The organism is Streptomyces sp. KL109B (assembly GCF_030766935.1).
In the GTDB taxonomy this organism is placed as follows: domain Bacteria; phylum Actinomycetota; class Actinomycetes; order Streptomycetales; family Streptomycetaceae; genus Streptomyces.
In genome coordinates this window covers 73037-94491 of the sequence record NZ_JASERL010000013.1, presented here as the reverse complement: position 1 = coordinate 94491, position 21455 = coordinate 73037, and the positions used below count along the sequence as shown (strand labels likewise).

Annotated in this window: 22 protein-coding genes and 7 tRNA genes; 10 read left to right on the top strand and 19 right to left on the bottom strand. The window is 70.2% G+C overall.

All coding sequences use genetic code 11. From position 1 onward, the window contains the following. Nucleotides 1-4: 4 nt before the first annotated feature. Nucleotides 5-1984 carry a threonine--tRNA ligase gene (gene thrS / locus RBJ65_RS34020; RefSeq protein WP_306320601.1) on the bottom strand — a complete coding sequence of 660 codons (1980 nt, stop codon included), beginning with the start codon at nt 1982-1984 and terminating at the stop codon, nt 5-7. 157 nt (nt 1985-2141) lie between these two features. On the opposite strand from thrS, the gene RBJ65_RS34015 reads away from it, so the two are divergent. Next, nucleotides 2142-2708: a DinB family protein gene (locus RBJ65_RS34015; protein ID WP_306320600.1), complete on the top strand. Its 567-nt coding sequence runs from the start codon at nt 2142-2144 to the stop codon at nt 2706-2708. Nucleotides 2709-2720: 12 nt separating this feature from the next. Here the strand turns inward: RBJ65_RS34015 and RBJ65_RS34010 are convergent, their stop codons facing one another. Both RBJ65_RS34010 and RBJ65_RS34005 read right to left on the bottom strand, forming a co-directional pair. Then, nucleotides 2721-3941 carry a hypothetical protein gene (locus RBJ65_RS34010; protein ID WP_306320599.1) on the bottom strand — a complete coding sequence of 407 codons (1221 nt, stop codon included), beginning with the start codon at nt 3939-3941 and terminating at the stop codon, nt 2721-2723. A gap of 36 nt (nt 3942-3977) precedes the next feature. Continuing rightward, nucleotides 3978-4544, bottom strand: coding sequence for a DUF4365 domain-containing protein (locus RBJ65_RS34005; RefSeq protein WP_306320598.1), 567 nt, complete (start codon nt 4542-4544; stop codon nt 3978-3980). A 185-nt stretch (nt 4545-4729) separates the two neighbouring features. Here RBJ65_RS34005 and RBJ65_RS34000 point away from each other — a divergent pair, with 185 nt between their 5' ends. After that, nucleotides 4730-5455 carry a 3'-5' exonuclease gene (locus RBJ65_RS34000; RefSeq protein WP_306320597.1) on the top strand — a complete coding sequence of 242 codons (726 nt, stop codon included), beginning with the start codon at nt 4730-4732 and terminating at the stop codon, nt 5453-5455. 76 nt (nt 5456-5531) lie between these two features. On the opposite strand, the gene RBJ65_RS33995 is transcribed toward RBJ65_RS34000, so the two are convergent. The 9 genes from RBJ65_RS33995 to RBJ65_RS33955 form a co-directional block, all read right to left on the bottom strand. After that, a tRNA-Val gene (locus RBJ65_RS33995) sits at nt 5532-5603 on the bottom strand. Between the two features lie 74 nt (nt 5604-5677). Then, on the bottom strand, nt 5678-6133 hold the full coding sequence (locus RBJ65_RS33990; RefSeq protein ID WP_306320596.1) for an SRPBCC family protein: 456 nt from the start codon (nt 6131-6133) through the stop codon (nt 5678-5680). Between the two features lie 18 nt (nt 6134-6151). After that, entirely contained in the window at nt 6152-8911 is a 2760-nt protein-coding gene (locus RBJ65_RS33985) for a Tat pathway signal sequence domain protein (RefSeq protein WP_306320595.1), read from the bottom strand. A gap of 82 nt (nt 8912-8993) precedes the next feature. Beyond that, nucleotides 8994-9590 carry a hypothetical protein gene (locus RBJ65_RS33980; protein WP_306320594.1) on the bottom strand — a complete coding sequence of 199 codons (597 nt, stop codon included), beginning with the start codon at nt 9588-9590 and terminating at the stop codon, nt 8994-8996. 11 nt (nt 9591-9601) lie between these two features. After that, nucleotides 9602-10474: a carbohydrate ABC transporter permease gene (locus tag RBJ65_RS33975; RefSeq protein ID WP_306320593.1), complete on the bottom strand. Its 873-nt coding sequence runs from the start codon at nt 10472-10474 to the stop codon at nt 9602-9604. Beyond that, nucleotides 10471-11427 carry a carbohydrate ABC transporter permease gene (locus tag RBJ65_RS33970; RefSeq protein ID WP_306320592.1) on the bottom strand — a complete coding sequence of 319 codons (957 nt, stop codon included), beginning with the start codon at nt 11425-11427 and terminating at the stop codon, nt 10471-10473. The genes RBJ65_RS33975 and RBJ65_RS33970 overlap by 4 nt, the downstream gene beginning before the upstream one ends. Nucleotides 11428-11473: 46 nt before the next feature. After that, a complete protein-coding gene (locus tag RBJ65_RS33965) occupies nt 11474-12790 on the bottom strand; it encodes an ABC transporter substrate-binding protein (RefSeq protein ID WP_306320591.1) in 1317 nt (438 codons plus the stop codon). 194 nt (nt 12791-12984) lie between these two features. Beyond that, a tRNA-Val gene (locus tag RBJ65_RS33960) sits at nt 12985-13056 on the bottom strand. Nucleotides 13057-13119: 63 nt separating this feature from the next. After that, a complete protein-coding gene (locus tag RBJ65_RS33955; protein ID WP_306320590.1) occupies nt 13120-13593 on the bottom strand; it encodes a TIGR02611 family protein in 474 nt (157 codons plus the stop codon). Nucleotides 13594-13783: 190 nt separating this feature from the next. Here RBJ65_RS33955 and RBJ65_RS33950 point away from each other — a divergent pair, with 190 nt between their 5' ends. Beyond that, complete coding sequence (locus RBJ65_RS33950; protein ID WP_004002642.1) at nt 13784-14197, top strand: SsgA family sporulation/cell division regulator; 414 nt, start codon at nt 13784-13786, stop codon at nt 14195-14197. A gap of 245 nt (nt 14198-14442) precedes the next feature. Next, on the top strand, nt 14443-15003 hold the full coding sequence (locus tag RBJ65_RS33945; protein ID WP_306320589.1) for a CGNR zinc finger domain-containing protein: 561 nt from the start codon (nt 14443-14445) through the stop codon (nt 15001-15003). Between the two features lie 51 nt (nt 15004-15054). On the opposite strand, the gene RBJ65_RS33940 is transcribed toward RBJ65_RS33945, so the two are convergent. Continuing rightward, the gene (locus RBJ65_RS33940) at nt 15055-15279 is read right to left on the bottom strand and encodes a hypothetical protein (protein ID WP_306320588.1); all 225 of its coding nucleotides are present in this window, start codon (nt 15277-15279) and stop codon (nt 15055-15057) included. 107 nt (nt 15280-15386) lie between these two features. Next, complete coding sequence (locus tag RBJ65_RS33935; protein ID WP_306320587.1) at nt 15387-15812, bottom strand: hypothetical protein; 426 nt, start codon at nt 15810-15812, stop codon at nt 15387-15389. A 199-nt stretch (nt 15813-16011) separates the two neighbouring features. Here RBJ65_RS33935 and RBJ65_RS33930 point away from each other — a divergent pair, with 199 nt between their 5' ends. Further along, a complete protein-coding gene (locus RBJ65_RS33930) occupies nt 16012-16515 on the top strand; it encodes a DsbA family protein (RefSeq protein WP_306320586.1) in 504 nt (167 codons plus the stop codon). Between the two features lies 1 nt (nt 16516). Here RBJ65_RS33930 and RBJ65_RS33925 read toward each other — a convergent pair whose 3' ends face one another. The 3 genes from RBJ65_RS33925 to RBJ65_RS33915 form a co-directional block, all read right to left on the bottom strand. Next, nucleotides 16517-17341, bottom strand: a complete 825-nt coding sequence (locus RBJ65_RS33925) for a GNAT family N-acetyltransferase (protein WP_306320585.1) — start codon at nt 17339-17341, stop codon at nt 16517-16519. Between the two features lie 104 nt (nt 17342-17445). Beyond that, nucleotides 17446-18270, bottom strand: a complete 825-nt coding sequence (locus RBJ65_RS33920; protein WP_306320584.1) for an aminotransferase class IV — start codon at nt 18268-18270, stop codon at nt 17446-17448. 13 nt (nt 18271-18283) lie between these two features. Next, a complete protein-coding gene (locus RBJ65_RS33915) occupies nt 18284-19318 on the bottom strand; it encodes a chorismate-binding protein (RefSeq protein WP_306320583.1) in 1035 nt (344 codons plus the stop codon). A gap of 155 nt (nt 19319-19473) precedes the next feature. Between RBJ65_RS33915 and RBJ65_RS33910 the strand changes: the two genes are divergently transcribed. The 5 genes from RBJ65_RS33910 to RBJ65_RS33890 all read left to right on the top strand — a co-directional run bounded on the left by RBJ65_RS33910 (nt 19474) and on the right by RBJ65_RS33890 (nt 19920). Then, nucleotides 19474-19546: transfer RNA gene (locus RBJ65_RS33910), tRNA-Gly, on the top strand. Nucleotides 19547-19583: 37 nt separating this feature from the next. Further along, a tRNA-Cys gene (locus RBJ65_RS33905) sits at nt 19584-19657 on the top strand. A gap of 1 nt (nt 19658) precedes the next feature. Beyond that, a tRNA-Val gene (locus RBJ65_RS33900) sits at nt 19659-19730 on the top strand. A 24-nt stretch (nt 19731-19754) separates the two neighbouring features. Then, nucleotides 19755-19826 (top strand) — tRNA-Val (locus RBJ65_RS33895). Nucleotides 19827-19845: 19 nt separating this feature from the next. Further along, nucleotides 19846-19920, top strand: a tRNA-Val gene (locus RBJ65_RS33890). A gap of 53 nt (nt 19921-19973) precedes the next feature. Here RBJ65_RS33890 and RBJ65_RS33885 read toward each other — a convergent pair. Beyond that, nucleotides 19974-20273: a zf-TFIIB domain-containing protein gene (locus RBJ65_RS33885; RefSeq protein WP_306320582.1), complete on the bottom strand. Its 300-nt coding sequence runs from the start codon at nt 20271-20273 to the stop codon at nt 19974-19976. Between the two features lie 69 nt (nt 20274-20342). Continuing rightward, on the bottom strand, nt 20343-21293 hold the full coding sequence (locus tag RBJ65_RS33880) for a phosphotransferase family protein (RefSeq protein ID WP_306320581.1): 951 nt from the start codon (nt 21291-21293) through the stop codon (nt 20343-20345). Nucleotides 21294-21455 lie beyond the last annotated feature (162 nt).

The window sequence follows — 21455 nt, the reverse complement described above, 5'->3', positions numbered from 1 at the left end:
CGGATCAGACCTGCGCCCGCTCCTCCACGACCTTCGCGATCTTCGCGATGGCCTCGTCGACCGGGATGCCGTTCTCCTGCGAGCCGTCGCGGTAACGGAAGGACACCGAACCGGCGTTCATGTCCTCGTCACCCGCGATGACCATGAAGGGCACCTTGGCCTTCTGCTGGTTGCGGATCTTCTTCTGCATCCGGTCCGAGGACTTGTCGACCTCGACCCGCAGCCCCTGGGCGCGCGCCTTCTCGGCGAACTCCTCCAGGTACGCCACGTGCCCGTCGCCGATCGGGATGCCGACGGCCTGCACCGGAGCGAGCCACGCCGGGAACGCACCCGCGTAGTGCTCAAGGAGCACACCGAAGAACCGCTCGATCGAGCCGAACAGGGCGCGGTGCAGCATGACCGGCTGCTGACGCGAGCCGTCCGCGGCCGTGTACTCCAGGCCGAACCGCTTCGGCTGGTTGAAGTCGACCTGAAGGGTCGACATCTGCCACGACCGCCCGATCGCGTCCTTGGCCTGCACGGAGATCTTCGGGCCGTAGTACGCGGCGCCGCCCGGGTCGGGCACGAGCGGCAGGCCCTGCTTCTCGGCGGCGGAGCGCAGCGCCTCGGTGGCCTCGGCCCAGTCCTCGTCCGTGCCGATGAACTTGTCGGAGTCGTCGCGGGTCGACAGCTCCAGCTCGAACTCGGTCAGGCCGTAGTCGCGCAGCAGGTCGAGGACGAAGGTGAGGAGCTTGTCGAGCTCCTCCGCCATCTGCTCCTTGGTGCAGTAGATGTGCGAGTCGTCCTGCGTGAAGCCCCTGGACCGGGTAAGGCCGTGCACCACGCCCGACTTCTCGTACCGGTACACCGTGCCGAACTCGAAGAGCCGCAGCGGCAGTTCACGGTAGGAACGGCCCCGGGACTTGAAGATCAGGTTGTGCATCGGGCAGTTCATCGCCTTGAGGCGATAGTTCTGCTCGTCGAACTGGATGGGCGGGAACATGCCCTCCGCGTAGTGCGGCAGGTGACCCGAGGTCTCGAAGAGGTGCTCCTTCGAGATGTGCGGGGTGTTCACGAACTCGTAGCCGGATGCCTCGTGGCGGCGCCGCGAGTAGTCCTCCATGACCTTGCGGATCACGCCACCCTTCGGGTGGAAGACCGCGAGGCCCGGGCCCAGCTCGTCCGGGAAGGAGAACAGGTCCAGCTCGGCGCCGAGCTTCCTGTGGTCGCGCTTCTCTGCCTCGGCGAGGAACTCCAGGTACGCCTTCAGCTCGTCCTTCGACGGCCACGCGGTGCCGTAGATGCGCTGGAGCTGCGGGTTCTTCTCGCTGCCGCGCCAGTAGGCGGCGGCCGAGCGCATCAGCTTGAACGCGGGGATGACGCGGGTGGTCGGCAGGTGCGGGCCTCGGCAGAGGTCCTTCCAGCACAGCTCGCCGGTCTTGGCGTCGAGGTTGTCGTAGATGGTCAGCTCGCCGCTGCCCACCTCGGCGTCCGCGCCGTCGGCGGCCTGCGCGGCGCTGCCCTTCAGGCCGATGAGCTCCAGCTTGTACGGCTCGTCGGCGAGCTCCACGCGCGCGTCGTCGTCCGTGGTGACACGGCGCGAGAAGCGCTGCCCCCGCTTCTGGATCTCCTGCATCTTCTTCTCGATGCGCTTGATGTCCTCGGGGGTGAACGGCTCCTTGACGTCGAAGTCGTAGTAGAAGCCGTCCTTGATGGGCGGGCCGATGCCGAGCTTGGCCTCCGGGAACAGCTCCTGCACGGCCTGCGCCATGACGTGCGCGGTCGAGTGCCGCAGGATGTTCAGTCCGTCCTCGGAGGAGATCTCGACGGGCTCGACGGTCTCGCCGTCGGCGAGCTCGTACGCGAGGTCCTTCAGCTCACCGGCCACACGCGCGGCCACGATGGTGCGCTCGCCGGGGAAGAGCTCGGCGGCCGTAGTGCCCGTCGTCACCACGCGCTCTTCCCGCTCGGAATCGCGTTGGATGGTCACACGGACGTCAGACACCGGTCTTCTCCTACCTGAAGATGGAACGCCGCGCCATTACCTGTGACGCGCGCAGCAACGATCGTACCGAGTCACCGAGGCCGCTCGCGAAACGGTTAACCGGGGCGGCGGCCCGGCGGCCGGGCGACTGTCAGTGCCGGGCTCTAGCGTGAGACGTATGACACTCGACTGGAACACGCTCCTCGCCGACCAGCTCGACTGGCACTGGCGCAATCAGCTCCGCGACCGCCTCGCGGGGCTGACCGACGACGAGTACTTCTGGGAGCCCGTGGCGGACTGCTGGACCCTGCACCCGCGCGGCACCGGGACCGCCCCCGTCCAGGGCGGCTCCGGCGATTTCACGATCGACTTCGCGTTCCCGGAGCCGGTCCCGGCCCCGGTCACGACGATCGCGTGGCGCCTCGGCCACATCCTGGTGGGCGTGCTCGGCATGCGGAACGCGTCGCACTTCGGGGCGGAGCCGGTGGACTACATGACGTACGACTATCCCGGCACGGCCGCCGAGGCCCTGGACCGTCTGGACGCCGCGTACGCGCGGTGGATCGCGGGGGTCCGCGGCATGGACGAGGAGGCGCTCGCGCGTCCGTGCGGCCCGGCCGAGGGCCCGTACGAGAAGGAACGGATGGCGACGCTCGTGCTGCACATCAACCGCGAGACGATCCACCACTGCGCGGAGATCGCCCTGCTCAGAGACCTGTACGCGCACCGCCCCCTGAAGGGCTAGTCCTCCTCGAAGCTAGTCGTCCCCCGCGCACGCCTCCTCGAAGAAGTCCAGGTTCTCCTGCAGCGACTTCATGAGCCGGTCCCGCTCCGCCTCCTCCACCTGCACGGGTACGACGCCGGTCGCGCCGGTGAGGCGACGGAATCCGCCCCGGCTCTCCAGGCGCCCGTGCACGCGGATCGGCAGGCCCACCAGGTGCGCGTGCCCGGCGATCCGGTACGCCTCCTCGTCGAGCGTCATCCGTACGTGCGGCACCTCGACGCCCGCGATCACGCGCAGCCGCACCGTGCCCGCGCCGCGCGGCCCGGCCCTGCGCATCCGCACGACGGTGCCGGTGACGCGGACGGAGACGGCGGGTTCGGCGTACTGGTAGCGGGCCCCGGCCTCGCGCAGCACGTCGAGGTCGCCGGGTGAGAACTCGACGGGGGCGTCGCCGTCCGTGCACTCCCCCGGCACTCCGGCGGCGGGCGCCCAGGCCACGCCGACGCGGGCGCCCTCGGTGCCGCGCACCAACGCGACGAGCGCCTCGGTCAGTTCATGGCTGACGCCCGCCTCGATCGCGCCGTCGAAGGCGTCCATGCCGCCGGTGGCCCGCCGGTAGTCGACGGCCTCGCGTGCCGCGTACAACGCCTGGTGCAGCCGCACGGCGAGCGAGCGCCCCGTGGCGACGGGCACGAACGCGGTGAGACGGCGCCCGCCGGACGCCGTCTGCACCAGTACGTTCTCCAGGGCCGCGGTAGCGGGCCGCCGGTGCCTGGCCCCGTAGTACCCGGCGCGGCCACGCGCGGCGAGGGCGCCCGCGAGCAGCATCTGCCGCGCCGCGCCCCGCAGTTGTTCCTCGGCGGTCCAGGACGAGGCGCCCGCGGGCCCGGCCGGCACGTCGCGCGTCCAGCGGATCTCGTCGCTGGGCACGGCGAGCGAGACCAGCACCTCGCGCGCGGACGGTGTGCCGCTGCGCTCCAGCGCGACGAGCGCCTCCCCGAGCAGCTCCTCGCTGTCCGGGAAGGCCCGGCTCTCCGGCACGAGCAGGCTGGTCCGCGCCCCGGCGCCCGGCGGCGTCCAGCGCGCGTACCGCCCGGCGGCCCCGCCGCGCCGCCGCCAGCCGTGCCGGTCGAGGAGGGCGTTGAGTACGGCGGGGTCGACCTGCCCCGGCTCGGGCCCGACGACATCCACGGGGTGACCGCGGCCGACTCCGAGAGGACGCAGGGGCTCGTCGATCGGACGGTGCTGCTGCATCACGTAACTCCCTTCCGCCCCGGCCCTGTTGAACGGTCAGGGCCGTCCACCCGCGCCCACCCTGGTCATGATTTCGCAGAGCGCGCGGTCGTCGAAGATCCGCGCCGTGGGGACGCGCACGGTGGTCCTGCGCCGGCCCGTGACCTGCTGCCCGGCGAGGTTGGTCCAGTAGCAGCAGTGCCTCAGGTCGAGGCGATCATGGCTGGCGCGCAGCCAGTCGTCCTGGGAGCGCGGCACGAGCATCACGACGAGGATCTTGTGCACCGAGACCGGGGTGCGGGCCAGCTTCTCCAGGTGCGCGTTGTCGAGCGTGAACGCGAAGGACGGCCCCGGAGGGTTCGGCGCGACCTGGTACGTGGCCTTGAGCTGCACTTTGATGGTGACCTCGTCGTCGACCGCGTGCCCCGGCGAGCTGTGGCTGACATGCCAGTCGATGCCGTTGTCGGGGAAGGGCTGCGAGAGCGAGCATCCCGCGGCGGCGGCCACCGCGTGCAGATAGCCGACCTGCAAGGTCTCCATGCAGGCGGTGGTGGCGAGAGTGCCGCGCGGCGGTGCGATCCGCTCGGGCAGCAGCCCGCCTCGTTCGGGCCGCGCGAGCGCCATGGTCCAACTGGCCTTCCGGGAATGCGGGTTCGCGCCGATGGCACCCCCGCTGAACTGCCATGACTCGTACCTCTGTTGTGACCCCTTTGGGTACGACGCAAACAGCGCGGGTATCACCGCTTGGGGCAGGGACAGCATGTCGACGGGATGTCATCTGCCGCGCGGGACGCAGGAGTTGAGAAATCATGACGTGCTGGTACGAGGGGCCTTTGGCTGCCTTCGACACGGAGACCACGGGCGTGGACGTGGAGAGCGATCGCATCGTGTCCGCCGCGATCGTGGTGCAGGACGCCGCGGGGACGCGGCCGCGGGTGTCGCGCTGGCTGGTGAATCCCGGGGTGCCGGTGCCGCCCGGCGCGACCGAGGTGCACGGCCTGACCGACGAGCATCTGCAGTGCAACGGACGCTGGCCGGCGCCGGTGATGGAGGAGGTCGGCCGGGCGCTCGCCGAGCAGGCCGCGGCGGGCCGCCCGCTCGTCGTCATGAACGCGCCGTTCGATCTGACGCTCCTGGACCGGGAGTTGAAGCGGCACCGGGCCTCCTCGCTCAGCCGCTACCTGGAGACGTCGTCCCTGTGCGTGGTCGACCCGCGCGTCCTGGACAAGCACCTGGACCGCTACCGCAAGGGCCGCCGCACGCTGACGGATCTGTGCGAGCAGTACGAGGTGGAGCTGGCGGGCGCGCACGACGCGGCGGCGGACGCGCAGGCGTCGCTGGACCTGGTGCGGGCGCTGGGCCGCCGTTTCGCGTCCCGCCTGGAGCGCCTCTCCCCCGCCGAGCTGCACACGCTGCAGGCGGTCTGGCACGCGGCGCAGGCCCGCGGTCTGCAGGCCTGGTTCGCCCGCACCGGCAACCCGGAGACGGTGGACCCGGCGTGGCCGCTGCGCCCGGAACTCCCGGCGGCAGCCTGATCGTTCCCCCGTCGGGGCCCCGAAGGCAGAAACGAAAAACCGGCCCGCCTGCACGGCGGACCGGTCATTCTCCGGGTGGGCGATACTGGGTTCGAACCAGTGACCTCTTCGGTGTGAACGAAGCGCTCTCCCACTGAGCTAATCGCCCGGGAACGCGTTGAACAATACAGGTCGCGGCGCCCACTGTTCAAACCGGTCGCGTGCGGTCGCCACCGGTCGCCCTCAGGCCGGCCGCAGGCGCGCGGTCAACCCCCGCCGCCCGCCGCGCATCATCCACGCGTGGTTGGCGAGGAACACCGGCCGGCCCGGCACCGCGAAGCGCCGCATCAGCGGCTTGCTCACCTCGACCTCCTGGTCGTACACGGCCCGCGTCCCGCCGCCCACGCGCGCGTGCAGCGTCCATCGCGCCCAGCCCTCCAGGTCCCCGGTCATCGCGACCTCCAGCACCCCGGCGGCCGGGTCGCGCCGCCGTTCGCGCGCCGTGACGTGCAGCTCGTACGGGAGGAAGGACCGGAAGACGGCGACGCCGCTGGAGTCGCTTCCGTCCAGCGGCGTCACCGAGCGCACCTGGGGCCACCACCGCGGGTACTCCTCGGCCCGCTCGAGCACCGCGTACACGGCGCCCGGCGGGGCGGGCAGTTGCCACACACTGCGAAAGCGGTAACGGTTCCAGTCCATGCCCGAAGTCTGCCGGGGTCAGGGCATCTTGTCCCCGACCAGCGCGAGGTTCTCGATGGCGGCGAGTCCGTACAGGGCGGTGTCGTTGGTGTAGACCCAGTTGGCCTCGGTGCCCGCGACGAGCGTCACGGGCCCTTCGACCTTCTCGGTCTTCCAGGGCGCGGACTCCTTGTAGCCGTCGGAGCCGTAGAACTTCTCCCAGGCCCGCTTCGCCAGCTTCTCGTCACCGGTGCGTACGGCGGCGTAGGCGTCGAGCCTGGAGTGGCCCTGGAAGAGGATGAGCGAGCCGAAGTCGGCGCCGTAGCGCGCCTTCTGCTCCGCCTTGGTGGCGTTGAAGTAGCGGCAGTAGTCGTAGTAAGCCTCCTCGAACTTCGGCATGTCGACCTGGTCGATCAGCTCGGCGCACAGCTCGTTGAGGCCGAAGACCGCCGACAGGTGGGAGACGCCGACGACGGGCTTGTCGGCGACGGCGAACCTGCCGGTGTCGAGGTCGTAGAGCCCGCTCCCCTGCACGAACCCGTTGGGCTGCGCGGCGATGGTCTCCATGGTGGAGAGGACGCGCGCCTTGGCCTTCTCCCACTTCGGCCCGCGCCGCTCCCACTCGGTGAGCCAGGCGGAGACGAGGCCGCTCCAGTCGGTGCCGAAGCCGATGGACAGGGCGTGCGGGTCGGGCTTGTAGTCGGTGTCGGTGCGGACCTTGCGGTTGGGGTCGAGCACGAGGAACGTCTCGTCGGAGTCGACGTTGGCGTGCATGAGGTCACCGACGCGTTCGTCGCCGGTGAGGAAGTAGTAGTAGCGGCGGTACGTGGTGTTGGCGATGCGCTGCTGTTTGGCGCTGTCGGCGTAGTGCTGGACGCCGTGCCGGGTGCCGAGTCCGGCCCATTTGCCGAGGTGGTAGACGTCGACCTCGCCGGTGTGCCGGGTCATGGCCTCGGCGAAGCGGAAGATGTCGGCGCGCCCGGAGCGCAGATAGGCGAGCCACAGCCAGATGTCCGGCGACAGCTCCGAGTTGTCCCACGCGTAACCGCCCACGTCGTAACGCCACTGGTGGCGTGCCGGGTCGTAGGAGTGCATCACATCGCCGTAGTCCCAGAAGCCGTACCAACGGCGCATCTCCACCTGGTCCTTGTAGTAGGTGAAGAGGAAGTCGAGGTGGTCCTCGATCTTCGCCTTGGCGGGGGTGGAGCGGTCGGGCTCGGAGTAGAGGCCGGGGCCGAGTACGCGCGCCCCGATGAGCTGCTTCGGCGGCGCGGCGAGCTGCGGCAGCACGCGCACGGCGGCGACCTGCCGCGCGAGCTCCTCGGGCTTCGGTGTCGCGTCATTCGCCCAGAACATCAGCTCGCTGGTCCGGGCGATGCCGTACGGGGTGCCGAATTCGGGCTCGTAGTCCTCGTATGTGATGTTGAGGCCTTCGAGCTGCTCCGCGTACGTGTCCTGGCCCATGCCGTCGTGGTAGAAGCGCAGGTCCATGGGCTGGGCTTCCGGGGACCAGAGCCACAGGGTGACCTCGGCCTCGTCGGTGTGGGCGTTCCGGATGTCGAGGCCCGCCGGGTGCTTCTCCCAGAAGTCGCGGAGGCCGAAGGAGAGTCCGCCGCTCGGCCCGCCGACGTACCCGAACCCGCTGGCCCGGCGGCCACCTCCGGCCCCGATCCAGCCGTAACCGCCGTTCTTCGTACGCTTCTTGAGCGTGAAGCCGTCCGCCGACAGCTGGGAGAGGGTGTAGTCGCCCCACTCGGGGATGTACTTCAGGCGGGTGGTGACGCGCTGGTCCCAGGTGGCCGGGTCGGGCAGCTTCTCGCCCGCGAACTGGGCGGCCTGCACGGCGGCTCCCGGGTCCCTGCGCAGACCGGTGATGCCCTGGACGGCTTCGCGCAGCATGCCGGTGCCCTCGCCGCCGATGCGGATGTGCCGGTCGTACGCCTTGTCGCGCATCGGCACGGTGAAGCGGACGCCGAGCCCGCGGATGAAGTCGCCGGACGCCTTGCCGGGCTCCTGGGTGCCGTCGTACGTGATGGTGTGCACCATGCGGAAGGACTCGGCGCCCGCGTAGAAGTAGAACCGTATGGAGAAGGGCAGCCAACTCCTGTTCCCCTTGCGGTGTTTGCCGTCGACGCGGACGACGGCGCGGACCGGCCCCTCCTGCTCGACCTTCGTCTCCTCGATGACGGATTCGAAGCGTTCGTACTTCGCGGCCCTCTGGTCGCCGTCCTCGATCTCGCCCTGGCGCAGGAGGACGAGCCGGCCGTCCTTGGCGATCTCGGTGGAGCCGCGGGTGACGGTCTTGACCAGGCTCGATCCGCTCTTGCCGAGCTTGGCGACGACGACGCCGGTGTCGACGGTGACGGCTCCGCCGCTCGTCGTCACGCTCACCTTCTTGTCGGGCGCGGTGGCGGTTCCGGCGGCGAGTGTCAGCTTGCCCGCGCCGACGCCGGGGCCGACGGCGTGCGCGGTCCACTTCAGGGAGCCGTCGGGCCACTGGGCGAGCGGCCAGGTCTGGACGGGGACCCGCTTGCCGTCCTCGGTGGTGAGGGCGAACTCCTGGCCCTTCTCGTACGCGCCCTTGGGCCACGGCACGCCGACGGTGGAGCCGGGGGCGGCGCCGAGCCCGCCGTCCTCGAGCCAGCCGAGCGTGACGGGCCCGGTCGCCGCGGGTGCGGCGGCCTGGCCCGCTGCCTGCGCCGCTTGCGCGTCCTTGCCGCCGAGCGCCCAGCTGAACTGCGCGGCGGCACCGGCGACCGCGGCGGCCTTGAGGAGGGACCTGCGGGGAATGGGGGACATCGTCGTTCCTTTCCGTGCATGTCAAACGAGCGGTACGAGAAGGGGGTTGGGGGTACGCGAAGGGGGTGGGGGGAGGTCCGAATCAGCGGGCCCGGCCGCGCTCCTCCACGGCGACCGCCGCCCCGGCGAGGACGCCGAGGACCGGGATCGCGAGCGGCGTGAGGAACTCGGCGCTGAGGACGACGAGCGCGATCCCGCACACGAGGAGCAGGGATCCGCCGGGGGTCCGTGCCGTACGCCGGGCGGCGTCGCCGAGCAGCGCCCGCCAGGAGCGGCCCGGCTCCCAGACGGCGGCGGCCCGCAGTACGACCACGGCGCCGCCGATGAGCGCGAACACACCGACTGCGGCGGCGAGTCGGCCACCCGGGAGCCCGGACCGCGCGACCCGCAGATCGACCCAGACGGCCGCCACGGCGCCCACTCCGGCCAGCCCGACGAGCCACCCCCGCCGCGCCGCGAGGCGGACATCGGCCACGACCTCCCGCCAGCCGCCCGTCTGTTCACCGATCCGGCGGCGCAGGTGCCGGGCCCCGGCGGCGAAGGCGGCCGGAGCGGTGACGACCGGCACGGACGCGAGCGCGATCCACACCCCGGTGAGCAGGCACTCGGCGAACACGGCGAACCCGACCCGCCGCCGCGACTCGGCCACCGGCGCCGCACGCCGCGCCCCGCCTCGCACCGCGCCGCCCCTCACTTGAGCCCCGACGTGGCCATGCCGTCGATGAGATAGCGCTGGAAGGCCATGAAGAAGGCGATGACCGGGATGAGCGCCATCATCGCCATGGCGATCTGACCGCCGTAGTCGGAGATGCCCTGCTGGTCGCGGAACATCATCAGGCCGAGCGAGACGGTGTATTTGGAGGGCTCGTTGAGGTAGATCAGCGGGCCCATGAAGTCGTTCCAGGCGTTGATGAACGTGAAGATCGCGCTGGTGATGAGGGCGGGCCGGCACAGCGGCAGCACGATCGACCAGTAGATCCGCAGGTGTCCGCAGCCGTCCAGCCGGGCGGCCTCGTCCAGTTCGCGCGGCAGCCCGCGCATGAACTGCACCATGAGGAAGACGAAGAACGCCTCCGTGGCGAGGAACTTGCCCGCGAGCAGCGGCACGTACGTATTGATGAGTTCGAGCTTCTGGAACATCACGTACTGCGGGATGAGCAGCACGTGGTACGGCAGCAGCAGGGTGCCGATCATCAGCGTGAAGAGCAGGTTCCGGCCCCGGAACTGGATCTTCGCGAAGGCGTACGCGGTGAGCGAGCTGGAGATGACGACGCCGACGACCGCCATGCCCGCGTAGAACAGCGAGTTGGTGAAGAAGGTGCTGATGGAGATGCCGGCGATGCCGTCGGCGAGGCCCTTGACGTTGTCGAGGATGGGGTCGGCCGGGAAGAGGTCGAGCGAGCCGACGATCTTCTTGCCCGGCTTGAAGGCGGCGCCGATCACCCAGACGACGGGGTAGAGGACGACACACAGCACGGCGAGCGCGAAGACGTGCCAGACGACGGACCCGGTGCGCCCCCGCGGATTGGCACTCCGCACCGACTCCTGCGTAACGGTGGTCACTTGACGTCCTCCTCGTAGTGCACCCACTTCTTCTGGGACCAGAACAGGACGGCGGTGACGAGCGCGACGGCGAGCAGCAGCATCCAGGCCATCGCGGCGGCGAAGCCCATCTGGGACTGCTGGAAGCCCTTTTGGTACAGGTAGCAGGTGTAGACGAGGGTGGCGTCGGACGGTCCGCAGAAGGTGTTGGAGACGACGTACGCGGATCCGAAGATCTGGAACGAGTGGATCGACTCCAGCAGGACGTTGAAGAAGAGCACCGGGGAAATCATCGGCAGGGTGATGCTCCAGAACCTGCGCAGCGGCCCGGCCCCGTCCACGGCGGCGGCCTCGTACAGCTCGCGCGGCACCTGCTTGAGCCCGGCCAGGAAGATGACCATGGGAGCGCCGAACTGCCAGACGGTGAGCGCGACGAGCGAGTAGAGGATGAGGTCGGGGTCCCCGATCCAGCCTCCGAGGTTCAGGCCCAGCGAGCCGAGCCCTTTGTCGACGACGGCGTTGTCGGAGAAGATCGCCCGCCATACGAAGCCGACCGAGACGCTGGCCCCGATCAGCGACGGGGCGTAGAACGCGGCCCGGTACAGGCCCTGGCCGCGGCGGCTCTGGTTGAGCAGCAGGGCCACGCCGAGGGCGAGCAGCAGCTTCAACGGGGTGCCGATGACCACGTACTTGAGGGTGACCTGCACGGACTTCTGCCAGCGCGGGTCGTCGAACATGGTCGTGAAGTTGTGCAGGCCGACCCACTTGGGCGCCGCGAACAGGTTGTAGTCCGTGAACGCGTAGTAGAGCGAGGCGATCATCGGCCCCGCCGTGAGCAGCAGGAACCCCGCGAGCCACGGCGACATGAACAGATAGCCGGCGAGGTTGTCGCGCCGTCCCCGTCGCTTCTGTGCGACGGGTCGGACAACGTTCACCTCGTCGGTCAGGACTGTGGCGTCCTTGACGAGCGACATGGTGCTGTTTTCCCCTCGGGAACCTTCGGGAACGTAGGGGTTCTTGTCAGGCCTGGAAGGCCGCTTCGGCCTCGCTGAAGAACTGCTGCACCGCAGCCGGAACCTTCTGCTTGCCGTTGGCCACGTCTCCGGCGATACGCAGGAAGGCGGCCTCGACGACATCCGCGCCCGACGGGTGCGGCGTGATCTTGCCGAGCACCCCGGCCTTGTCGACCTCGGTCTCGTACGCGGCGATGCCCTTGTTGGCCTCGGCGACCGCCTTGTCGGACTCTGCGCCCGGCTTGTACGCGTCGAACTGCTCCTGCGTCGCGAGCACACCCATGTCGTAGCCGAGGATCTCGCCGACTTCCGGGTCGTGGACCATGAAGTCGATGAACTTGGCGGCCTGCGCCTGGGCCTTGCACTTGGTGGAGATCGACAGCATCAGCGAGCCGAGGTACTGGCCGGTGCCCTTGCCGTCGGAGGTCGGGATCGGCGCGAGCCCGTAGTCGGAGTCGCCCTCGCCCTCGTAGCGCACCGAGAAGTTGTCCCAGACGAACTCACTCGCCGCGAGCCCGGCGGAGAGCCCGGACTTGGGCTTGACCTGCTCGATCTTCTTGGGGTCGGCGACGATCCCGGACTTCACGCGCTTGTAGTAGTCGGTCCACCACTGCGTCAGATCGTCCTCGGTGAAGCCGAGTTTGCCGTCCTTGAAGAAGGCCTTTCCGTTCTGCCTCAGGTACGGGTCGTAGAGGTACATGACGCCGGCGTAGCCGGTGTCGCCCGCGATCTTCAGCTTGTCCTGGATGGTCTGGAGCGCCTTGAAGTACTCGTCCCAGGTCCAGCCGAACTTCGGCTCCACGCCCGCCTTGGCCCACGCCTTCTTGTCGATGACGAGCGACATGGTGTTGGCGCCGACCGGAACCGCGACCTGCTTGCCGCCCTCGACCTGACCCGCCGCCTCGACGCCGCCCCGGAAGTTCTTCAGGCTCAGATTTCCCGCGTCCACCTGGGACTTGAGGTCGAGCAGAACTCCGCGCTTGTCGTACTTGGCGAGGAAGGCAACGGAGTTGAGGAATACATCCGGAGGATTTCCGCCCGAGGCCTGCGTCTGGAACTTCTCCCAGAATGCCTGGTAATCGGTGAATTCGGGCTTGATCTTGATCTTCGGATTCTTCTTCTCGAAGAGCGCGATCGCCTTCTTCATTTTCACGGCGCGCGGTTCGCCGCCCCACCAGGCGAACCTCAGGGTCGCCGGACCGTCCGCGTTCCCGGCGTCTCCTGACCCACCGTCACCACCGCACCCGGCCGCCGTCAGACCGAGCGCGGCGACCGACGCCCCCGTCGCCTTCAGCAGCCCTCTTCGACCAAGATCCCTGTTCATCGGCACAGCCAGCCCCTCCACCTGCGCATTGAATCGTTTTAGGTAAGCGCTTGCCGAGCAAAAGTAGAGACGGGTGGGGGGTGCGTCAACAGTTCGGACAAAGATTGACGTCGAAGCGGTTCGAAGGCGCAGGTCGGCCACGAAAAACGCCGAGAGCCCCGGAGACTCGATGTCTCCGGGGCTCTCGGTCCGGGTGGGCGATACTGGGTTCGAACCAGTGACCTCTTCGGTGTGAACGAAGCGCTCTCCCACTGAGCTAATCGCCCGGGCGCAGGAAGAACATTACCCCATGTCAGGGGGTGCCTGGGACCACTCTGCGCCGCCCTCGGTCACTGCTTGATGTTCCACGGCATCTCGAGCCCGAACTTCCAGACGTAGACCCCGCCGAGCACGGCGATGATCACCACTCCGATCGTGGTCAGGATGATGTTCCGCCGTCGCACCTTCGGGTCCAGCGCGCGCTGCGTGGCCTCCGTGACCTTCCGCTTCGTCCAGCGCAGCACCAGCTGCGCCCAGACGAACTCGGTCGCCCAGATCGCCATGCCGCCGAAGATCACCAGCCAGCCGGGCCCCGGCAGCGGCAGCATGATCACGCCGCCCACCACGACCGCGAGCCCGACGATGAAGACCCCGACCTGCCAGCTCAGGTGCAGCGTCCTGCGGGCCTGGATGAACCCCGGAGCCCGCGAGCCCAGCGGCTTCGCCTCGGCGTCCGCACCCTCGGAACCCGCCCCGGCGGTGCTCGGTTCGGTCGTCTCCGGCGCCTCGGGCCCCTTGGCCCCCTTGTCACTCCCCGTATTCATGGACTCAAACCTACCGGACCGTTTCGCGTCACCGGAATGGGCGTTCCTCCATAAGAAAGACTCGGCCACACGAGCTACCTAAAGACGCTCAAAACACTCAGAGGGGTTTACAACGGCACCGTAGGTGGCATGTCGATTTCGCCGACGTGCGAATCCCCGAGCGCACACTGAGCGAAAGGCCCTGGCGCTTATGAACACCACGGTCAGCTGCGAGCTGCACCTGCGCCTCGTTGTGTCGAGCGAGTCCTCCCTGCCCGTTCCCGCAGGACTGCGGTATGACACGGCCGATCCCTATGCCGTGCACGCCACCTTCCACACCGGAGCCGAGGAAACAGTCGAATGGGTGTTTGCCCGCGACCTCCTCGCCGAAGGCCTCCATCGGCCGACCGGCACCGGAGACGTCCGAGTCTGGCCGTCCCGCAGCCACGGTCAGGGCGTTGTCTGCATCGCCCTGAGCTCACCCGAGGGAGAGGCTCTGCTCGAAGCCCCGGCGCGGGCCCTGGAGTCGTTCCTCAAGCGGACGGACGCCGCCGTGCCACCCGGCACGGAGCACCGCCATTTCGACCTCGACCAGGAGCTCTCGCACATCCTCGCGGAAAGCTAGCGCCGCGGATCCAGGAGGCCCTCGCCGGCACCCAGTCGGCGTGAGCAGCGCGAGAGCGTGCCGTGCCGTCCACTCGGGGAGACGGCACGGCATCACGGTCGGGACAACCGCATACGGCATACACCGGCGCCGTCGCCGTGGGAGTTTCCACGGTGGCGGCGCAGGTGCGTTCCGGGAGGCCCGCAGGGACTAGGCTCGTGCGGCATCGGCGGGCAGCAGCCCTACCCCAGGCCAGGGAGCGAATCGTGCTGATCACCCACGACACCCGGTGCGCGCTGGACACCGTGGTCGATCTGGTGAACACGACACCGGACGGCGAGACGACGGCGGACGGGCTCGCCAGTCTGACGGCGCTGACGGATTTCGTACGAAGGAACGATGTCAGCGAAGTCGGCGTGCTCACGGAAGACGATCTTCGTGCGGTGCGCACGGTGCGTGAGCGGTTCGCGGCGGTGTTCGCGGCCAGTGATCTGCGCGTCGCGGCGGCGGTGATCAACGAGCTGGTCGCAGAGGCGGGCACCACGCCGCGTCTCACGGACCACGACGGCTACGACTGGCACATGCACTACTTCGCGCCCGGCGCCTCCGTCGCCGCCCATCTGGCGGCCGACTGCGGGATGGCGCTGGCGTTCTTCGTGGTCGCCGGGGAGCAGGAGCGGCTGCGGCGCTGCGAGGCGCCGGACTGCCGGCACGCGTTCGTGGATCTGTCCCGCAACCGCTCGCGCCGCTACTGCGACAGCCGTACCTGCGGGAACCGGCTGCATGTCGCGGCCTATCGGGCGCGGCGCAAGGAAGCCGCGGGCTGAAACCGTTCAGGACGGCGGGCCCGCGGCGGCCCTTTCACAGGAGGAGCAGGTTCACAGGAGGAGCAGGTCGTGCAGCGCGGCCATGAGGAGCAGGCTGCCGATCACCCCCAGGAAGATCATCAGCGGGGGTTGGGAGAGCGCGAAGAGGCAGCCGCGCTGCCTGTCCGCCTGCTTCTCGGTCGGTACGGGTGTGGGCGGCGCGGGCTCGCTGGGGAGCTGGGGCGCCTGCCCCTGGTCGGCGTCCAGCTGGTCGGGCAGCTGCGGTGTGTCCAGCATCTCGCCGCGATGATGACCTACTTCACGGCTGACGGGCGCTCAATACGCCACTTTTGAGGGGTAGTTGGCCGAGACCCGTGACAGCACGCGTCCCGCGTGCGTTGACGTCAGATTCCGTGCTTCTTGAGGATCGCCTCGATGTCGCTGAAGTCCTCGGCGGGCTCGGCCTTCGGCTGCTTCGGCTGGGCCGCCGGTGCGGGTCGCCGGCTCTCGCCGAGCGAGGGCGCCGACGCCGCGGGGGCGACCGCCTCTGGCTCCTTGCGCCTGCCGCCCACGCCGCGGCGCCGCTCGACGGCCCGCGTGCCCATGAACAGCAGCCACGCCCCGCCGAGCACGCCGAAGCCGGCCCAGGCGGTCGGGCTGAACGCCGTGTCCACCGCCCACTCGACCGCGCCCGTCATCACCAGGCCCAGCGGGACCAGGGCGTACGCGGCGGTACGGGCGGCCTTGAGGAACCGCTTGCGGAAGGCGAGAACCCCGGCGATGCCCAGGCCCGCCACGGCTACGGCGGAACACACGGTCTCGGCAATCATCCGGTCCTCCCGAGTTCGGACAGCGTGGGGCGCTTCGCCCCCTTACATCCTGCACCGGCCGGGGGTCCGCGGGCCACGCCCGGGGCCGGGCTCGGCCACATCTGGGGGACATCTCGGGGTCGCGGCTCCTCCGGAGGTCCAGGTTGGAGGCGCAGGTCCGTGTTGGGGCGCGGCGTGCGGTCCTGGGAGACTTGCTCCCATGAACGCCCCGAACCCGATCCTTGACGTGTGGTGCGAGCTGCAGTGCCCCGACTGCCGCTCGGCCCTGGACGACCTCCGCGCGCTGCGGGAGCGCTACGGCGACCGCATCGAGCTGCGCCTGCGGCACTTCCCGCTGGAGAAGCACAAGCACTCCTTCGCCGGTGCGCAGGCCGCCGAGGAGGCGTTCGCGCAGGGCAAGGGGTGGCCGTACGTGGAGGCCGTACTCGGGCGCGTCGAGGAGTTCGACCGCAGGGGCGAGAAGTTCCTCGTCGAGGTGGCGGGCGAACTCGGCCTGGACGCCGAGGAGTTCGACACCGCGCTGATCGACGGCCGGCACATCCTGATCGTCGACGCCGACCAGGCCGAGGGCAAGGTGATCGGCGTGACGGGTACGCCGACGTACGAGATCGGCGGCGAGATCCTGCACGGCGGCAAGAGCCAGGAGGGGCTGCGCGAGCGGATCGAGGAGATCGCGGACCGGCTGCTCGCCGAGCAGGGCTGACCTACAGCAGCTGTTTGTAGAGGAAGTAGCGGGTCGGCTCGTAGCCGAGCGAGTCGTAGAGGCACTGGGCGGTCGCGTTGTACGCGAAGACGTTGAGGCCGATGCGGGTGGCGCCCGCGGCGATCGAGTCGGTCTCGGCGAGCAGCATCAGCGAGCGCCCGTGGCCGCGCCCCCGGTGGTCGTTCGACACCTCGACGTCGTAGACGAACGCGCCGTCGGGCCGCTGCGCCACCCAGAGCGTGCCGACGCTCTCGCCCGCGTGCTCCAGCACGCTGAGCAGTACGTCCGGGGTGGCGACGCCCTCCGGGAGCAGTGCGGCGTGGTCGTGGTCCGCCTTCTGGCGGGCCTCTTCCTCCGTGGCGCCGCGCTCGACCCAGGTGCGCGCGTATCCCGCCTTGGTGTGCGCGAGCCAGGGCTCGTACTCGGTCTCCGTCATGCGCCGCCCGACGCTGCCCTCGGGCAGGGCGGGCGGCGATTTCGGCAGGTCCTTCGCCATGTTCCGATTGCGTTCCACGTAGCCGAGCGCGCCCGCGAGGCGGAGCAGGCCCTGCTCGTCGGCGGGGACGGCCGTCTCGATCCGGCGGCAGTTCCAGGACCGGGCGACCTCCTCGGCGGCGAGCGCGGCGACGGTGCCGCGCCCGCGCCCCCGGTCCTTCTCGTCGATGCGCAGATCCTGGATCTGGGCGACGGACGAGCCGAAGACCGGGTGCGTGGCGAGGTGCAGGGTGCCGACGGGGCGGCTGTTCACGCACACCGCGTAGTGGCGGGAGCGTGTGCCGTCGGGGGTGCGCTGGAGCGGCTCGGTCGGCCGCAGGGTCGTCGTCATCACGGCTGTTGTACCCACCCGTACCACCGACGGTACAAGGGTTTTACGGGGCCGGGCGGTCCGTCTTTTCGGCTGGGGGTTCGGGGGTTATCCCCCGAGACAAATCAGCACGGGTCAAGGCGGTCTGCCGCCCGCTCGTCCCACACCCGCATCGCCTTCGCCGTGACCGGGCCGGGCGCGTCCGTCAGGTCGCGGTCGTCGACGCGGTGCACGGCCTGGATGTCGCGCAGCGTCGACGTCAGGAACACCTCGTCGGCCTCCGAGAGCACGGAGAGCGGCAGGTCCGTCTCCTTGGCGCCGGTCCACTCGATGGCGAGGGCGCGTGTGACGCCGGCCAGCGGGCCCGCGGTGAGCGGCGGGGTGTGGATCTCGCCGTCGAGGACGACGAAGACGTTCGACCCCGTGCCCTCGCACAGCTGCCCCACAGTGTTCGCGAACAGGGCCTCGGTGGCTCCGAGTTCGCGGGCACGGGCCAGGGCGACGACGTTCTCCGCGTACGAGGTGCTCTTCAGGCCCGCGAGGGCGCCGCGCTCGTTGCGGGTCCACGGGACGGTGACCACGGCGGTGGTGTCGGGGCGCCGCGTGGTCTCGCCGAGGGCGACGACGAGCGTGGCGCCGTGCTCGCCGCGGTCGGAGCCGAGGGGCGAGAGGCCGCCGGTGTAGGTGATGCGGAGGCGGCCGAGGGCCATCGGGTTCGCGTCGAGGACGGCGGCGCAGGCGCGGCGCACCTCGTCGAGGTCGGGCTCGGGCAGGCCGAGTCCGCGGGCCGAGCGGGCGAGCCGGTCGAGGTGCCGGGTGAGCGCGAACGGCTTGCCGTCGACGGCCTTGACCGTCTCGAAGATGCCGTCGCCCACGGTGAGCCCGTGGTCGAAGACGGAAACGCGCGCCGTCTCGGTGTCCTGCAGCCGGCCGTCGAGCCAGATCTTCACGGGTTCCCGCCTCCTACGAATCTGTGTACGTTCCCGACGCTACCGCCAGCAGCCGCGACGCCTTAAGCTCGGTCTCCCGCCACTCGCGCTCCGGGTCGGAGCCCCAGGTGATCCCGGCGCCGGTGCCGAAGCGAAGGAAGTCGCCGTCCGCGCCGCGGTCGATCCAGAAGGTGCGGATCCCGACGGCCAGTTCGCCGGTCCCCCGGTCCGCGTCGACCCAGCCGATGCCTCCGCAGTAGGGGCCGCGCGGCGCCGTCTCCAGCTCGTCGATGATCCGCAGGGCGCTGGACTTCGGGGCGCCGGTGACGGAGCCGGGCGGGAAGGCGGCGTCGAGCAGCTCGGGCCAGCCGGCCGCCTCGGGCAGCTCGCCGCGCACGGTCGAGACGAGGTGCACGAGCCCCGGGTGCTTCTCGACCACGCACAGGTCGGGGACGGTCACGCTGCCGGTGGCGCAGACGACGCCGAGGTCGTTGCGGACCAGGTCGACGATCATCACGTTCTCGGCGTGGTCCTTGTCGAGGAGGTCGTCCTCGGTGCGCCCGGTGCCCTTGATCGGCCCCGACTCGACGATCCGGCCGTCCCTGCGCAGGAACAGCTCGGGCGAGGCCGTCGCGACCTCCACGCCATGACCGGGGATCCGGACGGTGCCCGCGTACGGCGCCGGGTTCCCGCGCGCGAGGAGGGCGGTGAGGGCGTCCACATCCGCGTACGGGGATATGGGTGCGGAGAGCACGCGGCAGAGGTTGGCCTGGTAGACCCCGCCGGTCGCGATCTGGGCGCGTATGCGGCGCACACCCTCCGTGTACGCGGCGTGGTCGAGGGACGACGTCCAGTGCGTCGGCGCCGGTCCTGGCCAGCCACCGGGGCGCGGGGCGGGCACCGGTGCGCTGCGGACGTCGCCGAAGCGGGCGCAGGTCAGGCGCCCCTCGAAGTCGGCGCAGACCGCCCAGAAGCCGGTGGAGTCGAGGGCGGCGGGATCACTGGTGACGTCACGCAGGTCGGTCGCGACGAGCTCGCCGAAGCGGGCGAGAGCAGGGAGAGTGTGCACGTCGCCGAGTCTAGGTCGGGTGCCGGGAGGCCCACCTGAGCAGGACCTTCGCCGGTGGCACCGCAGCACGCTGCGCAAACGCGTTTTTGTGCTGGCCCAGGAATCCGCTAGAGTTCAACACGTCGCCGGGACGCGGAAGCGAAACGGAAAGACACGCGAACGTAGCTCAGTTGGTAGAGCGCAACCTTGCCAAGGTTGAGGTCGCCGGTTCGAACCCGGTCGTTCGCTCAGGATGTGGGGGATCTTCCCGAACCCCCACGCTCCTGGTGGAGTGGCCGAGAGGCGAGGCAACGGCCTGCAAAGCCGTCTACACGGGTTCAAATCCCGTCTCCACCTCCAAGCGCGATTAGCTCAGCGGGAGAGCGCTTCCCTGACACGGAAGAGGTCACTGGTTCAATCCCAGTATCGCGCACTGGAGCCGCAAGGCTTCCATCCCGGACGATTAGCTCAGCGGGAGAGCGCTTCCCTGACACGGAAGAGGTCACTGGTTCAATCCCAGTATCGTCCACTGCCCCTTGAGGGTTCCCGCGCGATTAGCTCAGCGGGAGAGCGCTTCCCTGACACGGAAGAGGTCACTGGTTCAATCCCAGTATCGCGCACCAGCAAGAAGCCCCCGGTCCTTCCGACCGGGGGCTTCTTCGTGCTGTGCGGCCGTTCAGGAGGAGAACAGCATCCGGCCGAAGCCACGGTTGTGGTGACCGTGGTGGCCATGGTGACCGTGGTGGCCGCCGTGGTGCGGGGCTCCCCAGGCCGGGGCGGCGGGGGCCGGTGCCGGGTAGGCCTGCGGGGCGGGCGGGGGCGGCGGGGCCTGCTGGCTCCACTGCGCCTCCATGCGGGTCAGCGACTCCAGCTCGCCGTAGTCCAGGAATATCCCGCGGCAACCGCTGCACTGCTCGATCTGGACGCCATTGCGGTTGTACGTGTGCATCGGTGCGTGACACTTGGGACACTGCATGCTCGGCTCAACTCCCTGCCGTTCGGTGTCGCTTCGCCGGAACACTTCCCGGCTTCCTTCCACGGCACCCTACTTGGCCAGTTCGTTCTCCAACCGCGGCGGGACGGATGCCATTCGGGCGCAGGCGTCGACGACCGCCTCCTCCACCTCGTCGAGCGCGCGGCCCGCGTCGGTGGCCTTCGCCACGGCGAGCGCGGCGGTCTGCACGGTGAGGGCGCGGGCGGGGACGTCGAGGGCGGGCCAGGGGTCGGGGAGGGTCAGTTCCTTTGCGCCGCCTGTGCGTTGGTAGGCGGTGAGGAAGCGGGCCCAGTCCTCGGGGGCGAGGAGGCCGCAGGCGAACCAGGCGGCGGGGCGGGCCAAGTCCCAGGCGGGGTCGCCGATTCCGAGGTCGTCGACGTCGATCAGCGTCCAGGCGCCGGAGTCGGCGGGGTGCCGGACGAGCTGGCCGAGGTGCAGATCACCGTGGCAGAGGGCGCTCGCGTGCGCGTACGGGGCCTCGGCGCGGGCCCAGGGCGGCAGGGCGCGCCAGGCGGCTTCGATGGGGCGTGCGGCGGGGTGGGCGGGGGCCGAGGCATGGAGGCGGGCCACGGCGCGGGCCGCCTTGGCCGGGCCGCGCATCGGCGGGAGCGCGGGCGGCAGTTGGTGGGCCGGGGTGGTGTGGAGGCGGGCGAGGAGGGTGGCGGCCTCCTCCCAGGGGGCGAGTTCCGGGTGGTCCGGGTCGACGGGGGTGCCGTGCGGCCAGAACGTGACGAGGCGGTCGTCCAGGGCGGCGGCCGTCGGGCGCAGGGGGCGCAGCAGTACGCCGCCGAGGTCGGGGTGGGCGGCCACGGCGAGGCGCAGGTCCAGCTCGGCCCGCTCGGTGCCGGGGGCGTGGGCCTTGGCGACGGTGTCGCCGTGCCGGACCACCGTGGCGTCGGGGCGGTCGGCGAGGGTGGTGGCGCCGCAGACGCAGGAGATGCCCGGCGGGTGGGCCGCGCCTCGGGCCTCGGCCCTCAGCGCGGGAAGGATGTGCGTGCTCACGGGCCGCAGCCTACGGGTGGCGCTCCCCCGCCGTGCGGCCGGGAAATGGCAAAAAATAATGCTGCGCGCAGCTCCCCAGCTGCGCGCAGCATTTGTGCCGTCCGCCGCACCCCCGTCCCCACGGGGTTTCATGGCCGGATGTCCCCGCCCGGACCGCTCTTC